The sequence below is a fragment of the Pantoea sp. K16 genome, from assembly GCF_048452805.1.
GTDB classification, from domain to species: Bacteria; Pseudomonadota; Gammaproteobacteria; order Enterobacterales; family Enterobacteriaceae; genus Pantoea; species Pantoea agglomerans.
Genome location: NZ_JBLWNV010000017.1, coordinates 94157 through 110246, shown reverse-complemented (window position 1 = coordinate 110246; position 16090 = coordinate 94157). Strand labels below are relative to the sequence as shown.

10 protein-coding genes are annotated in these 16090 nt (G+C 57.6%); 7 read left to right on the top strand and 3 right to left on the bottom strand.

Annotated features, from left to right (window positions below; genetic code table 11):
* Positions 1-649 precede the first annotated feature (649 nt).
* From bcsO to ACK13D_RS19950, 7 genes are read left to right on the top strand one after another with little or no spacing between them, the layout of a single operon-like run.
* Positions 650-1240, top strand: a complete 591-nt coding sequence (gene bcsO / locus ACK13D_RS19980) for a cellulose biosynthesis protein BcsO (RefSeq protein ID WP_307381298.1) — start codon at positions 650-652, stop codon at positions 1238-1240.
* A complete protein-coding gene (gene bcsQ / locus ACK13D_RS19975; protein WP_010671647.1) occupies positions 1231-2034 on the top strand; it encodes a cellulose biosynthesis protein BcsQ in 804 nt (267 codons plus the stop codon). Before bcsO ends, bcsQ begins: the two co-directional genes overlap by 10 nt.
* 49 nt (positions 2035-2083) lie before the next feature.
* Complete coding sequence (bcsA, locus tag ACK13D_RS19970; RefSeq protein WP_010671648.1) at positions 2084-4195, top strand: UDP-forming cellulose synthase catalytic subunit; 2112 nt, start codon at positions 2084-2086, stop codon at positions 4193-4195.
* The gene (bcsB, locus tag ACK13D_RS19965) at positions 4192-7206 is read left to right on the top strand and encodes a cellulose biosynthesis cyclic di-GMP-binding regulatory protein BcsB (protein WP_341576409.1); all 3015 of its coding nucleotides are present in this window, start codon (positions 4192-4194) and stop codon (positions 7204-7206) included. Before bcsA ends, bcsB begins: the two co-directional genes overlap by 4 nt.
* A gap of 11 nt (positions 7207-7217) precedes the next feature.
* Positions 7218-11033: a cellulose biosynthesis protein BcsC gene (locus ACK13D_RS19960; RefSeq protein WP_346464715.1), complete on the top strand. Its 3816-nt coding sequence runs from the start codon at positions 7218-7220 to the stop codon at positions 11031-11033.
* Entirely contained in the window at positions 11033-11476 is a 444-nt protein-coding gene (bcsD, locus tag ACK13D_RS19955) for a cellulose biosynthesis protein BcsD (RefSeq protein ID WP_033759423.1), read from the top strand. The genes ACK13D_RS19960 and bcsD overlap by 1 nt, the downstream gene beginning before the upstream one ends.
* A gap of 8 nt (positions 11477-11484) precedes the next feature.
* On the top strand, positions 11485-12492 hold the full coding sequence (locus tag ACK13D_RS19950) for a glycosyl hydrolase family 8 (RefSeq protein ID WP_187501481.1): 1008 nt from the start codon (positions 11485-11487) through the stop codon (positions 12490-12492).
* A 128-nt stretch (positions 12493-12620) separates the two neighbouring features.
* Here ACK13D_RS19950 and bcsG read toward each other — a convergent pair whose 3' ends face one another.
* Genes bcsG through bcsE form a run of 3 tightly spaced genes read right to left on the bottom strand, consistent with a single transcriptional unit; the run spans position 12621 to position 16005 of the window.
* Positions 12621-14282, bottom strand: coding sequence for a cellulose biosynthesis protein BcsG (bcsG, locus tag ACK13D_RS19945; RefSeq protein ID WP_256844579.1), 1662 nt, complete (start codon positions 14280-14282; stop codon positions 12621-12623).
* Complete coding sequence (gene bcsF / locus ACK13D_RS19940; protein ID WP_192073322.1) at positions 14282-14470, bottom strand: cellulose biosynthesis protein BcsF; 189 nt, start codon at positions 14468-14470, stop codon at positions 14282-14284. Before bcsF ends, bcsG begins: the two co-directional genes overlap by 1 nt.
* Complete coding sequence (gene bcsE / locus ACK13D_RS19935) at positions 14470-16005, bottom strand: cellulose biosynthesis protein BcsE (protein ID WP_187507124.1); 1536 nt, start codon at positions 16003-16005, stop codon at positions 14470-14472. Before bcsE ends, bcsF begins: the two co-directional genes overlap by 1 nt.
* Between the last annotated feature and the right edge of the window lie 85 nt (positions 16006-16090).

The following is a 16090-nucleotide window of genomic DNA, read 5'->3' as shown; positions in this document are numbered from 1 at the left end:
GAACAACGCAACGCGTTGGCCCGGCTACGGGCGCCCCTCAGGGATGAGGTGCGTAATCGCCCGCGCTGAGCCTGCCAGGGATGGCGTCTTTTGCGTCTTTGCGTAAGGCGTATGCCCGCCTGAGCCTGTTCGCGATCTTAACTCCCCAGCCGAAGGCTCTTTTCTGAAGCCTTTTTTTATCTCAACTCAGCTGCAAGCCGCACTGCTGGCAGGTCAGCGAGCACTTTCTGGTTATTCCTCCTCTTTTTCCGTTATCAGTCTTAACCTGTTTTCCTTCTGGCGATATTTGCAGTGAAAAAAGATAAAGAGCATCAATCACTTATGGCAGAAATGCGATTGTTTTGCGCCTGCGGCAGCCTGAACGCTCTTTGAAACGCTGTTTACAGGAGTCAGCCTGGCAGTGCCAGAGGTTGTAAGAGCGGTATTTTCAGAAAAATTATTAAAAGAGGGCTAATGAATTTAACTTAAGTATTACTTATTAATTATCAGCGGTAATGACTCGGCAGAGGCTTTCTTCCGCCACTATTGAATCTTTATGATTAAACAATTTGATTGAAATTGCTTTTTTTGTAATCAGGTTTTTCTGACTGATATTAAAGGGATGTGTTATATTCCAGGAAAATTCCCACCTTGTTGCAGGCCATGGCCAATGAAGAATAATTACGATGATTTGCAGCGTTTTAAAGAGAAAACGCAAACGCTCGACATCGACTTTAAAGATATGTCTGGCCAGACGCAGGAAGCGGCGGAACACAGTAAATGGGCATTGATTCGCCAGCTGGCGAAAGAAGAATATCAGACCCCGTTTGGCGGCGGCGAGCGTATTGACCTGCCGCAACCTCAGCCGCTGCGTGGTGATGAGTTTACGGCTCCACCGCCTGGGGCACCGGCACGACATGCCGCACTCACTGCGCAACCGGCAACGGCAGCCCGCACCTCGATTCTCGATAGCCTGTCAGGCAATAACCTGCCAGCAACCAGCACGACTGCACGCGGTCCTTCATCACTCTTTCCGCCACCGCCACCACTGCAAAAAGCGGCCGTGGCTGAGCCTGCGACCCCGCTGCGTGCTGAGCCGGTCCGGCCTGCCACCGTGGCGGAACTTCAGCCCGTCGTCGCACCCACCGCCACCCATTCTGAGCCAGGACGATTTGGTGCGCTGTTCCGCTCGCGCGAGATTAATCTGCCGAAAGAAACCTTACTCAAACCGTTACTGGAGAAGATTGCGCTATGCCATTAGTTTGTGTGTGCTCGCCGAAGGGGGGTGTGGGGAAAACCACGCTGGCGGCGAATCTGGCCTGGAGTCTGGCGCGTTCCGGTAGCAAAGTTCTGGCGATTGATTTTGATGTGCAGAATGCACTGCGTCTTCACTTTGGCGTGCCGCTTCATGATGGCCGCGGATTTGTGGCGCGCTCAGAAGAGCAGGCGGACTGGAGCCAGTCGATTCTTACCACTGGCGGCAATATCTTTGTGCTGCCCTATGGCGACGTCACGGAGCCGCAGCGCGAACGGTTCGAAGAGAACCTGATGAAAGATCCCCACTTTATTAAGCGCGGTCTGGATACGGTGCTCAATTATCCTGGTCTGGTGATCGTGGCTGATTTCCCGCCGGGCCCGGGCCCCGCCCTTAAAGCAATGACGGCGCTGGCCGATATGCATTTAGTGGTGATGTTAGCCGATACCGCATCAGTATCGTTATTACCGCAGATTGAAGAGAACCGGATGATCGGTAAGCCTCTCAATAATAAGCAGGGTCACTATTTCATCCTTAACCAGTGTGACAACCGCCGGAATATCAATCGCGATGTCACCGCGTTTATGCAGCAGCGCCTGGGCGATAATTTACTGGGCGTGGTTCACCGTGATGAAAGTGTAGGTGAAGCCAATGCTTCGCAGCAGTCTGTTTATGATTTCAGTCCCGCCTCGGCAGCGGCATTTGATATTGAACTGATCGCGAAAAGGGTCAGCAGCATTCTGAATATCACCGTGGGTAATGGCGAAGTTCAGGCTCCCATCCGCACAAACCACTTTTAGTCGGCTTCTGCCAGGCGACTGACTTACACAGCTCTTCTCAGGGTGAATCATGAGTAAAATCGGGTTTTACCTGCTGCTGCTGGTGCTTGCACCCGTTGCCGCGGTGATCATCATTACGCCAATGGACAGCCAGAAACAGTATATTTTTGGTCTGATCAGCATCGGCATGATGTTTTTATTGGGTTTCAGCAAGAGCCGCAAAATAACGGTGGTGATGGTGGTTCTCTCTGCGCTGATGTCCAGCCGCTATATCTGGTGGCGGACCACTGAGACGCTGCACTTTAATTCCGAAGTTGAAGCTATCTTAGGCATTGGCTTATATCTGGCGGAGCTGTACGTCTGGCTGATCTTAATTCTTGGCTTCCTGCAAACCACCTGGCCATTAAAACGCACGATTGAACCCTTACCGGACGACACCAGCCTGTGGCCGACGGTCGATATTTATGTGCCTTCCTACAATGAAAGTCTTGATGTGGTGCGCGACACCGTACTCGCGGCGCAGTGTATCGACTACCCGCGTGACAAAATCAGGGTCTATCTGCTGGATGATGGCAAGCGCAGCGAGTTTGCCCGCTTTGCGGCGGATGTCGGCGTGGGTTATATCACCCGTGACGACAATAAACATGCCAAAGCCGGGAACCTCAACCATGCGATGAAAATCACCAAAGGTGAGCTGATTTGCATCTTCGACTGCGACCACGTGGCGACGCGCACCTTCCTGCAGGCGACGGTCGGACCGTTCCTGAAAGATCCGAAGCTGGCGCTGCTACAGACGCCGCACTACTTCTATTCTCCCGATCCCTTTGAGCGTAACCTGCGCGCAGCACGCAGCATTCCAAACGAAGGCTCGCTGTTTTATGGCCCGGTGCAGCAGGGTAATGATAACTGGAATGCCACTTTCTTCTGTGGCTCCTGTGCGGTGATCCGTCGTTCAGCGCTGGAAGAGATTGGCGGTTTTGCCGTTGAAACCGTGACCGAAGATGCACACACCGCCCTGAAAATGCAGCGACTGGGCTGGGGCTCAGCCTTTTTGTCGATCCCGCTGGCTGCCGGTCTGGCAACAGAACGTCTGGGCCTGCATATCATTCAGCGTACCCGTTGGGCGCGTGGCATGACACAGATTTTCCGCGTCGATAACCCGCTGTTTGGCCGTGGCCTGAAGTGGCAGCAGCGTCTTTGCTATCTCAACGCCATGCTGCATTTCCAGTTTGGCCTGCCACGCGTTGCCTTCCTGACCGCACCGCTGGCTTACCTGCTGTTTAACCTGAATATTATTCACTCATCGGCCTCGCTGATCTTTGCCTATGTGCTGCCCCATCTGGTGATGTCGCTCTACGTTAACTCACGAATGAATGGCCGTTTCCGTTACACCTTCTGGGGTGAAATTTATGAGACGGTGATGTGCTTCCATCTGGTGATCCCGACCATTCTGACCCTGTTGTCGCCAAAACATGGCAAGTTTAACGTGACCGATAAAGGCGGCGTGCTGGATCAGGGCTTCTTCGATTTCCACATCGTGCGTCCGCATGTGATTGTGGCGCTGCTGCTGGGCATTGGCATTGTAGCCGGCGTGGTGCGTGCCGTGATGCATGACTATTTTGGCGTCGATCCTTACGTTATCGCGCTCAACGTCGGCTGGGCGATCTTCAGCCTGATCATTCTGATGGCGGCAATTGCCGTGGCGCGCGAAACCAAGCAGGTGCGTAAAACCATCCGTGTTGAAGTGCAAATCCCGGCGATTATTCATTACGCCAGCGGCATTTCATCGCGCACCCAGACCAGCAACCTTTCGATGGGCGGCGCGCAGCTTGATGCACCCGATGGACGTCATGAAACTGATGAGATTGAAGAGATTGATCTGCTGCTGAAATCCGGCGCGATCACTATCCCGGTCAGTCAGATTTCCGGCGATGATGAGAGCATCCGTCTGCGCTTTGAGGCGATGCCGCTGGCGCGTCGTCGCGAACTGGTCCGTGTGGTGCTGGCTCGTGCTGATGCCTGGATTCAGCCGGAGTATAAGCAGGACAACCCGCTGATTTCGCTGGGCACTATTATCCGTACCGTCTTTGAGCTGTTCTGGCTGACGTGGAAAGGCCGCCACGATAAACGTAAAAATGTCGACCCGGTTGCCGCGGCGGCGAAAGAGGATGGGGCGGCATGAAGATCCTGACGCAAATTCTGCTGGCCAGTTCACTGACCGCAGCGTTATGGCTGACGCCCGCTGGCGCGGAAACGCCGGTTGCTACTGATAACAGCAGTGCTGCGCCGGTAAACAGTTCAGCTCCGACGCCGTCTGATGCTGTTTCCGCCACGCAGCCTGCCAGTGCGCCGGTAAACAGTCCGGCTCCGACGCCGCCTGATGCTGCTTCCACCACGCAGCCTGCCAGTGCGCCGGTAAACAGTCCGGCTCCGATGCCGTCTGATGCCGTTTCCGCCACGCAGCCTGCCGATGCCACCGTCATTGCACCCGCGACAAATCAGGCTCCGGCCAGCGATGCGGCATCTGTGGTGCCCATGAATAATGGTTCCACCCAGACGGCAGGTTCAGACCAGGTAGCGGTCCCGGTCAGCGGTGGAGAGTCTGCAATGCCGTCAGTGTCACCAGCGGCAAATGCGCCATCTGCGACACCGTCCGCAGAATCTGCACCGGCATCGGCGCCACAGAGTGCATCACCCAATGCCATGGCACCCCCGGTGAACGCCTCTTACGCCCCAGGTAGCGAGGCGACATCACAAACTCAGCCATCTTCAGTGACCGGTGACGCGACCTCAACGCCTCAGACCGCGTCATCGACCGGTGAGGCGGCGGCTTCTGCCCAGACCACCGCGCCGATGGCCGCCACCGGCGCGGTGACCCAGGACAGCAGCGCGCTGTCCGCGGTGCCCCTGCCGCAGGGCCTGAGCAGTGCCGATCCCGCGCTGGAAGCGGCCGCCAGTGCGCTGCCCTACGCGCCAGGTCAGGTAGCTGCACCGGTTGCAGAAGCGCAGCCGCCGATCGCGGCTGCCATCAATCAGCCAATCAGTAGTGTTATTTCAGTGGCCCAGATGGGCCAGTCGCGCGGCATCACGCTGACCGGCGGTCAGCTTCAGTCGGGCATCACCTTTACCCTGCCCGGCGATGAAGTCATCACCAATGCGCGACTTAATCTGACGCTGCGCGTCTCAGCTGCGCTGGCGGCACGCAATACGTCGCTGCAACTGATGCTGAATGGTCAGCCGCTCGGCACGCTGCCGCTGGGTGCGACGGACAGCGATGTCAGCGACTATGAGCTGGATATTCCGGCGGCGATGGTGGTGTCGGCGAACAATCTGAGTTTTAAAATCAATGATGCGGACAAGTTGCTGTGTGAAAGAGAGAGCGCACAGCAGTATCAGGTCACCATTCTGCCGAACACATCGCTGCACCTTGAGGGTCAGAAGCTCAATATCGGCACCAGCCTGCGTAATTTCCCGCGCCCCTTCCTGGATCCTCAGCGGATGACGGCGTCCACCGTGACGGTGGGCTTTGCCAGTCATGTTTCAGCCGATGCTGTCAGCGCGGCGGCACTGGTGACATCCTGGCTCGGCATTCAGAGTGATTATCGCGGCATCCGTTTCCCGGTGGTGCGCGGCGAACTGCCGGAACACAACGGCATCCTGTTTGGTCATCCTGGTGACCGGATCGGCACCCTGACTTTCCCGGCCAGTAACGGTCCGATGTTGCAGGTGGTGGATAATCCCAATAATCCGGTTTACAAATTGCTGCTGGTCAGTGGCAACAATGAGGACCAGTTGCGTCAGGCGGCGAACCGTCTGACGACGCAGCCACTGATGACTGATGAGAGTCATCTGCAGGTCCCCGCACAGACTATTGCAAACCGCAAACCTTACGATGCCCCGCGCTGGATTAACACTGACCGTCCGGTACGACTGAGCGAACTGCTGCGTAAAGATCAGAGTCTGACCAGTAGCGGCATCTGGCATGATGCGCTGCGTGTTAACTTCCGCGCCGCGCCTGATTTGTTCCTGTGGGATGGCGACACAGTGCCGGTCAATCTGCACTATCGCTTCCCGTCCGAAAGCTGGATCGATGAGGATAATTCCTTCCTTAACGTCATGCTTAACGGCACTTTTCTGCGCAATCTGACGGTGAACAAAGTCGGCCTGCTGGAGAACGCCTGGCACCGTCTGGGCGGTGATGCGCGTCAGGAGCAGTATCAGCTTAATCTCGAACCCTACCTGATCTATGGCGATAACCAGCTGGCGCTCTACTTCAATATCAAACCGCGGGCTGATGCGCCCTGCGGTGTGTTACTGAACAACAACATCAAGAGCCGGATTGAAGAGGATTCATGGATCGATCTGAGCCATACCCGTCACTTCAGCATGCTGCCGAACCTCTCTTACTTTGTGGGTGCCTCTTTCCCGTTCTCACGTCTGGCCGATTTCAGCCAGACCACGCTGCTGCTGCCGGAAACGCCCAGCGATGCTGAACTGTCAACGCTGCTGGATCTGGCGGCGCGGGCTGGTAAAGCCACCGGTCTGGCGCTGACACAGAATCAGGTACTGTTTGGCCTGCCGACTGGCGGCACCCATCTGGCGCGCATACAGCAGAGCGATCTGCTGGCGGTGAGCACCACCGGCAACAGCGCCTTTAATCAGGCGATGCTGGCGGCTTCCCCTTATGACGCCACCAGCAGCACTTTTGGGGTGAAAGAGCCTGACACGCTGGAAAAATTACGCGGCTGGCTGACCGGTGACTGGAGCCGTCAGCAGCTGGATGCCGATCGTTACTTCTCCTCCAACGAAGCGTGGCGAGGCTTCCTCAGCTACCGATCGCCATGGAACCGCGATCGGCTGGTGGTGATGACGGTGGCAACCAGCGACGATCAGCTGTTGCGACTGCATAACGATTTGAGTTCAGCGCAGATTAACGCCGGCATTCGTGGCGATACCGCGATTATGACCGATGAAAACGGCATTCGCAGTTTCCGCGTCGGCGCGCAGTTTCCCAGCGGTGAGTTGCCCTGGTACATGATGGTGGTGTGGTATGCCAACCAGCACTCGGTGCTGCTGGCGGTGGCGGCGATGCTGCTCTCCGCGCTGGTGGGCAGTGCGGCCTGGGTGATGCTGAAGCGTCACGCCTGGCGACGTCTGAACCCAAAGCAGGACCGTGATTCCGGCAGGAAGTAAGGATAATAATAATGAAAAAAAATCTGTTAAGTGCCGGTATCCGTAAGGCGTTGCTGCTGGGCAGTGCGCTGGCCCTGTCACAGCCGCTGCTGGCGGCGGAAAGCGCCAACCCGGCGTTGCAGGCGCTGTTCGATCAGGCCTCTTACTGGCATCAGAAAGCGCATGACGACCTGGCGACAGCCTCACTGCAAAAGGTGCTGATGGTTGAACCCAACAACACTCAGGCGCTCTACCTGCTGGCGCTCTATTCACAGCAGAGCGGCGACACTGCGGCGGCGGCGCAGTATCGCGCCCGTCTGAGTCAGGTCTCCCCCAACGATCCGCATCTTGGCGAGCTGGATAACGCGCGCCAGATGCAGACCATTCCGCAGGCGCAGCTTGCGCTGGCGCGTCAGCAGGCGCGCAGCGGCAATATTCCGGCGGCGTTACAGACCTGGCGCAACACCTTCAGCGGCAATGCGCCACCACCCAGCGTCGCGGCAGAATATTATCTCACTATGGCGGGCGACCGTACGCTGCTGCCGCAGGCGGTTGAGGCACTGCGCCAGTTTGCGGCTCAGCATCCGCAGGACACCGGCGCACGGCTGGCGCTGGGTAAAGCGCTGACCTATCAGGAAACAACCCGTCGCGAAGGCATTGAGGTGCTGAGTTCGCTGGCGAGCGGTAATCAGGATGCCGACCGCTCACTGCGTCAGGCGCTGCTGTGGCTCGGTCCGCAGCCGTCAGATGCGGCGCTCTATCAGACCTGGCAGCAACGTCATCCGCAGGACTCCGCCGTCATCGACTACTACCGTAAAAACGTCGGCGGCGCAGAAAAAGGGGCCGGATTCAGCGCGCTGAACAGCGGTGACGTCGGCGGTGCGCAGTCCAGCTTTGAAAAAGTACTGGGTGCGAATCCGCAGGATGCCGATGCGTTAGCGGGCATGGGCTATGTGGCCCAGCGAGCCGGACGTTATCAGGAAGCGGCGGATTATCTGCAGCGGTCTGCTCAGCTCGGCGGCGATCAGGGTTCATCGCGTCAGCAGCAGGCTGACGATGCGCGTTTTTATGCACAGCTGGCCAGCGCCCAGCAGGCACTGAAAAGCGGAGACACGGCGCAGGCGCTGACATTAAGCGAACCGCTGGTGCAGGCTGACGGCGAAAAAGGGCTGGCCGCCAGACTGTTCCGCGCCGACGTGCTGCGCCGCACCAATCAGCCACAGCAGGCGGAGCAACTCTATCGCACTATTCTGCAAAGCGATGCGGATAACCGCAGCGCCAAAGAGGGACTGTTCTACGTTCTGCGTCAGCAGAATCGGGGCACCGAAGCTAACACGCTGCTGGGTGCATTGCCGGACAGCGTACGCCAGAGCGTCACGCCACGGGCCAATGAAGCCGATGCGCTGCGTCAGCAGGCGAAGCGTCAACTGGCGGCCGGTAACAATGCCGCTGCCATCGCGACGCTGCAGCAGGGTATTCAGCGTTATCCCACGGATGGCTGGCTGCGGCTCGATTTAGCCCGGCTCTATCGTCAGCAGGGCGACACGCTGCTGGCGGCCAACGTGATGCAGCCGGTGATGCGCAACGGGGCCAGCACCAGCGAACTGTATGCCGGTGCGCTTAACGCCAGCGAAAGCGGCGGCTGGCAGCAGGCCAGCACGTTGCTGTCGCGTATTCCCGCTAACGCGAAGACGGCGGCGATGCGTGAACTGGCGCAGCGGGTTAATTTCAATCTGCAGATGAGCACGGCCGACCAGTATCTGGCGCAGGGCGCGACGGCTGCCGCCGCCAATACCCTGAAGGCGCTCACGGTTAATCCACCCACCAACCCGGTTGATGCCGGAAACCTGGCGCAGAAGCTGGCGCAGGCGGGCGATCTCACCAGCGCCGTTTCGGTGGTGCGGACTAACCTGCAGCGTGGCGTGCAGGGCAATGCGGGCGATTATGCCGCGCAGATGACGGTACTGAATCAGGCGGGCCTCGGCAGTGAGGCGCAGCGCTTCCTCAGCAATCCGGAACTGCAGGCGCGCAGTACGCCAACGCAACTGGCCGGTATTCGCAATGGCTATCTGATTAACGAAGTGGATCGTCTGCGGCAGCAGCGTCAGTACGCGGTGGCGTATGACAAGCTGATTGGTGCACTGCAGCAGGATCCGCAGAACCGCGATCTGATGTTCGCGATGGCCCGTCTCTACCAGGACGGCAAGATGAACCGGGATGCGGGCGTGGTCTATGACTACCTGATGACCCAGGATACGCCGACGCAGGATGCGCGCGTCGGGGCCATCAATGTCGCGCTGGCGCAGAACAATGTGCAGCGCGCTAATGAGCTGAGTCGCGGCCTTAACAGTGCGACTCAGACACCGGATCGTCTGCTGCTGCTGGCGCGGGTCGCGGAAGCCAATGGCGAGCATTCTCAGGCGATGACTTATCTGCGTTCAGCGCGCGGTCAGCTGATTGGCCTGCAGGGCGCGCAGCCTGGCAGCGTGCCGACCGTGGGCGGACTGGCGCTGGCGGATAATCCGTTTATCAACCGTGATACTTCGCCGGTGGGACGTTCACCATCCAGCTACGGCACCGTGCTGCCGTGGCAGGCGGCACCGGCGGGCGTTGCCGCTGGCGTGACAACGCAGGGCGAACCGGCCGCGGGCAGCGAAACCGTTGCTCAACAGTCACAGATTCTGCACGACGTCGACACCATGATGGATTCGCTGCAGGAAAAAACCGGCAGCTGGAGTCAGGGCATGGTGCAGGTGCGCGGGCGTGATGGCGAGTCGGGCCTGAGCAAGCTGACGGAAGCCAAAGCGCCGCTGACCTTCTCTACCGTGCCGTTTGAAACGGCGCGCCTCGACTTTACCGCCACGCCGGTCTCACTTACGGCGGGCAGTGGCGCAGCCGATGCCTGGCGCCGTTTCGGCACCAATGCGCTGAGTCAGGGCAGGGTGGTGGCTGCAGGCGGTGCAACGGTGAATGACCTGCCGAACGCCACCACCGATTCGCAAACCGCTTCGGGCGTGGAGCTGAATCTGGCGCTGAAGGGCGACAGCTATAAAGTGGATATCGGCAGTACGCCGCTGGGCCAGGATCTCAGTACTCTGGTCGGGGGAGTACAGTGGTCACCGAAACTCACCGACTTCCTGACGCTGATCCTGACCGGTGAGCGCCGCGCGATTACCGACAGCCTGCTCTCTTACGTCGGCGCAGAAGATAAAACCAGTGGCAAACGCTGGGGACGCGTCACGAAGAACGGCGCTAACGCCCTGTTAAGCTACGACAATGGCGATGCGGGCTTCTATGCTGGTGCGGGCGCGTACAGCTATCTCGGCGAGAATGTCGCCAGCAACAATAACCTGCAGGCAACAGCCGGCGCCTACGTCCGTCCGTTCCACACTGACGATCGCGAGCTGAAAGTCGGCATGAGCCTGTCGTGGATGGACTTCTCAAAGAACCTCAGCTACTTCAGCTACGGTCAGGGCGGCTACTTCAGCCCGCAGAACTATGCGTCGGTCTCGTTCCCGATAGAGTTCTCACGCAAGTTTGACGATCTGAAAGTGAATATTGGCGGTGCAGCCGGTTATCAGACCTACAGTCAGGATAAGAGCGCGTACTTCCCGTCGGATGCCAGCCTGCAGTCAGAGCTGGAATCCCTTGCCGCCAGCGGCAGCGTGAAAGACGCTTACTACTCCGGCGGCAGCAAAAACGGCATCGGCTACAACCTGCACGCCGGGGCGGACTACAAACTTAATAAAGATGTGACGATTGGCGGCCAGCTGGGTTATGACACCTTTGGTGACTACAACGAAAGCAGCGCACAGCTCTATGTCCGTTACCTGTTCGGAGAGAAGTAATGAGTGAGCATTCGGGGGTATCGCATCCTTATCAGCCAGGCTGGTTTGACCTGGTCAGCGTGCTGATTGACGGGATGATCGCCAACGCCGGTCAGCAGGAGGCGGAAGCCTTTCTCTATAAGATGGGGGAATCGCTGGCGAACCGCTATCCTTTGCCAGAGTCGCGTACCGTGCAGGATCTGGAGCGCGAGTGCAATCTGCAACTGGCGCGGTTTAACTGGGGCTTTGTGCAGCTTCAGCCGGAAGAGAAGGCGCTGCTGATTGCCTGTCACGCCTTACCGGCAGGCGACAACATCCACTCTCCAGCTGACTGGCAGGCGGCGTTTGGTGCGGTGATGGCCGGACTTTTTTCGGGCTGGTTGCAGGGCCAGGGCGGCAGCAGCATTGTGCCGGTTACGCTTGAACTCAACGATGGCAGCACGCTGCACTATCGATATCAATAGGATCGGAAATGAAACGTAATCCACTCTGGCGGGTCTGGCTCTGCTCTGTTTTACTGCTGGCCTGCAGCGCGCAGGCGAGTGCCAGCGGCTGGGAGACTTTTAAAAGTCGCTTTGTGACCTCAGAAGGGCGGATCACTGACACCGCCAATAACAACGTCAGTCACACCGAAGGCCAGGGTTATGGCATGTTGCTGGCGGTGGCCAATGACGATCGCGCCACCTTTGATCGGTTGTGGCAGTGGACGCGCAGCCAGCTGCGTAATCCGCAGACCGAGCTCTTCTACTGGCGCTACGTGCCGGGCAGTGACAACCCGGTCGCCGACAAGAATAACGCCTCCGATGGTGATGTACTGCTGGCCTGGGCACTACAGCGTGCTGCACAGAAATGGCAGGTGGAGAGCTACCAGCAGGAATCTGACCGTATTCAGCGCGCCATTATCAGGCTGGATGTCACGAGCTTTGGCGGCCACACCGTGATGCTGCCGGGTGCGCAGGGCTTTAACAAAGTCAGTTATGTGGTGCTCAATCCCTCTTACTTCCTGTTTCAGGCGTGGCGTGAGTTTGGTGAACACAGCCATCTTCAGGTCTGGGATAAGCTGATTAACGATGGCTTTGATCTGCTGGGTAAGCTGAGCTTTGGCAAAACCGGGCTGCCAATGGACTGGGTCGCACTGAATGCCGACGGTTCGGTTGCCCCGGCCGTCGGCTACTCGAACCGCTTCAGTTACGATGCGATTCGCGTGCCGCTGAACATCTGGTGGTATGACCCGCACAGTCTGGCACTGGTGCCGTTTCAGCGCGTCTGGCAGGGTTACAGCCGCATGCTGACACCCGCCTGGTTCGACGTGCTGGCGAATGCCCCTGCACCTTACCATCTTGAGGGCGGACTGCTGGCGGTACGTGACCTGACGCTGAATGAAACCGGCTATCTGAGCGATAAGCTGGCTGCGGATCAGAACTACTTTTCTGCCAGTCTGCAGTTGCTGACCTGGCAGGCGTTTCAGGAGAAGCGCTGATAACTGGCAGAATGGCGGCACTGGCCGCTATTCTGCCATCGACAGCCACGCGCTCAACAGGGAGCAGGCGCCGCGCCTGACCCGCCTTTAACTGCCGGGTCACGGCTCTGCAACCCGGCGGTTACGCGTTACTGCGGATAGGCGACCCAGTCGCCGCCGTTCAGCCTGATCCAGGGTTTGCCCTGATACATTATCACCACTGCACCGTCATTTTCCGACACCACCGGCGTCTGTGGCAGCTTGTCAGTCAGCACCGACATATTCACATTCGGGGCATTAAATACCTGCCCATCTACGACGCGCGACACAATCTCTGACAAGGCCAGCAGGCTGGTCGGCGCATCAATGTTCAATGGCTGAGCCTGATGCGGCGCCTTCATTCCGACGAACTTAATGCCCACCGGTACGTGAGTAATATCCGGGCTGGGAATATCGCGCAGGCCGGACATCTGCATTTTGTCTCCCTGCAGCGCGGCACCGTGCTCGGGCACTACCAGTACCATGACGCGGCGGCCCGACTTCTCCAGCTGCGTCATAAAGGCATCAAGCTGATCGAATAGTCGTTGCGCGCGCGGTTTCCACGGTGCCGTTTTGGTGCTGCCGAGTTCACGGGTGCCGTCGTGCAGCGGGATCAGATTGTAGAAGGTGGCGCTGCGTGCATCGCTGCTTTTGCTGCGGTCGTCCAGCCAGCGCTGCATCAGTTGCGCATCATTGAATACCGGCGAGCCGTCGAATGATGTCAGTTCTGGTGCGATACCCGCCTGTGACATCAGCGGTGCCTGAATATCGCCGCCCTCACGCACCTCCTTCAGGTAGTTACCGAATACCCCAGTGTGATCCATCATCAACTGCTCTTTAAAGCCCAGCTTCGCCAGATTGTCGAACAGATAGCAACGCGGATCGGCAGGTTTATAGAGATCGCTATGCGAGGTCTGGCCACAACTGGCACGCAGCAGTCGGATACCCGCCGGTCCGCTGTAGCTGGTTGCGGCGTTGTAATTGCTCAGCATGATGTCGAAATGCTGCCACAGCGGATGGTTACGCAGCTGAGAAGCATCCATATCAGACCAGGCGAGCGAACAGATATTGATCACCAGGATGTCGAAAGGCTGCGAATCGGCAGGCAGATTGTCGGGAAAATGCGTCACGCGCTGGCGTTCACTTTCATGAAAGCGGTTCAGCCAGGCGGTGAGATTCGCGCTGGTCGGCGGCGCAGACTGCTCCAGTCCATCCGGCGTGGCGGCTGGCTGGCCGCCGCTGGGTGTCTGATTCAATACGACCTGTGGCGTAGCCGTCCGGGTCGGCAGCAGCGACATCGCCGGGCCAGCAATCGTCAGCACGTTAAGCCAGATCAGCATCAGGGAAACCAGCACCGTGATGCGAACCCATTGTGAAACAAACAGATAGAGAACCAGCAGTACAAAGGCGGCTCCCACCATTTGCCAGTTAATAAAGCGATCGGCCAGGTCGAGCAGATAGGCCGCAGAGAAGCCCGCCAGCTGATCGCCCTGGCTGAGTATGCTGCTGAGTCCTGGCAGCCAGGTGTCGTGCCAGAACAGCGCGATGCCAACCGGAATCGAGATCAACTGGCGGATGCGATGCAGGCGCGCCGAGGGTAACGGAAAAAGCAGCCAGGCGAGAAACACCAGATTGCTCAGGGCGTGAAAATTGAGATAGCCATACCACAGCAGGCCGAACTTCAGTAAAAAGTAGAAATTCCAGCCGCCCAGTCCGCGCCAGGAGGACCAGAAGCGGGAAGAGGAGGCCGCCGCGGGTTGATCAGTATTCATTAATTTTTTCTATCCGTTTCAGAGGATTGACGCTGCCAGTGACCTTCCGATTTAAGCGCGCGCGCTGGCAACAGACGATTCATGATGCCGTTCCAGCGACGGGGTAGCCATTTTTGATATAATGGCTTTAAAAACAGCAGGATAACCAGAATAAGTAGCGCAATTTGTATCCAGTCCATCAGATTCATCAGGCTTTGTTCTCCGGCAGTAAAGTGATGGGCTGCGGTGCAGCGCGTTCATGTGTTTCAGGCCGGCTCTCAACGGCGGCGCGGGCCGTCTCTGATACCGGGGTCAGATCCTGAATTGCCATCGGCGTCAGTTTCTTAATATTGCTGACTTCTGCGAGGATCTGATTATCCTCAAACCAGACCATCCGGTTAGCAAAAAGCTCGTCGTGAGGCAGAGAAAAGATATATTTCAATGCCTTATCAAGGTCGTTATAGCGGCAGGAAGAGAGGAAAAGGATGACACGATCTTCCAGCACCGTGACCAGGTCGCCAAAGCGGCGCGGTTTACAGAGCGTCAGGATTTGCTGAGGCTTAAGCTGTGGCACAGGCCGCAACGCGACCAGCAGGCCCTTATCATTTTCCGGCAGCAGGGTATTGCTGATCAACTGGCCGACTGACTGACAGAAGGCATCGAGACGCAGGTAGCCTTTCTCATGCAGAGGCTGCAACGAAGCGGTTAACGCCTCAAGACTGGCGGGAACGCGACGGTTAAACACCTGTCCCTGAAGGCCCTCCAGCGTGGTCAGAAAGCGCGACATTGTGGCGTTGGTCGGGACGATGGCGTTTACACCGCAGGCCAGCAGCAGACGTTCGTCGCTATAACGCAGGCTTGCACCCATCTCGCGCACCACAATTTTCAGTCCGTTGCCGCGTGTACGACGCAGGCTGTGCACCATCTTCGCCAGTTCGTTGATATATTCGCTGCGGGTCAGGCTGAAAATCACCGTTGCGGCATTGGCCTGCTGCGCCCGCAACCAGACCTGCTCATTATCCTCGAACAGTTGCCACTGGCGTGAAAGCGGCGGCGCGCCCTCGAGCACGATGTTGTCCGCAAGATAATGCTGCTCGTCGTTGAGGCTCAGCGGTTCCTGCTTTTCATTTAAGGTAAAAAAGCGTTCATTTTCACAGCCCAGACGTATTGCCCGATCGGCAAGCAGGCGTTCCGCGGCATACCACCAGTTAATTCGATACTGCCAGCTATCCTGCTGAAAGCTCAAATGCGCAACGCCATCCAGCTGACGAAAATAACGCTGAAGATGATTACTCAGATTTATTATTGTGGTGCCGGAGGTCACGATTAAAAGGGTGAGCTTTCTTTTATGCAGCGTCTGACGCATGCCCTTTATCCAGCGGGATAATTCTGCGTCATCAAGCTTATCCCATTGCGCTGCGCTGCTATTAAATATCACTAACCCATTTTTACTGCCGAGCGTGCGCAGAAAATCACTTTCCAGCTGCAACAAACTGCCTTTGCTTTTGGAAAGAGAAAACAGCGGAATACGATCGGGTCCGCCAGGTGGGTCGGGCGTCAGCAAATCACGCGGCGGCTGGTCAGCGCTGATCAGCGTTACGGCCTGCTGATGTGAAATTACCTGTCGAATAAAAGTGCGGGCGTCATCCTGCCGCGCACAGGTCACCCAATAACAGCCGGGCGTTTGCAATGCCGTTAATTCAGGCTGAACATGCAACAGCCCCAGCGAAAAAGAATTTTTCATATTGAATTCGTTATTTTTCCAGTCCAGGCTAGCTTATTATAGACAGGCCGGGATGTAACCTGAGAAATTTAAACATTGCTAATCA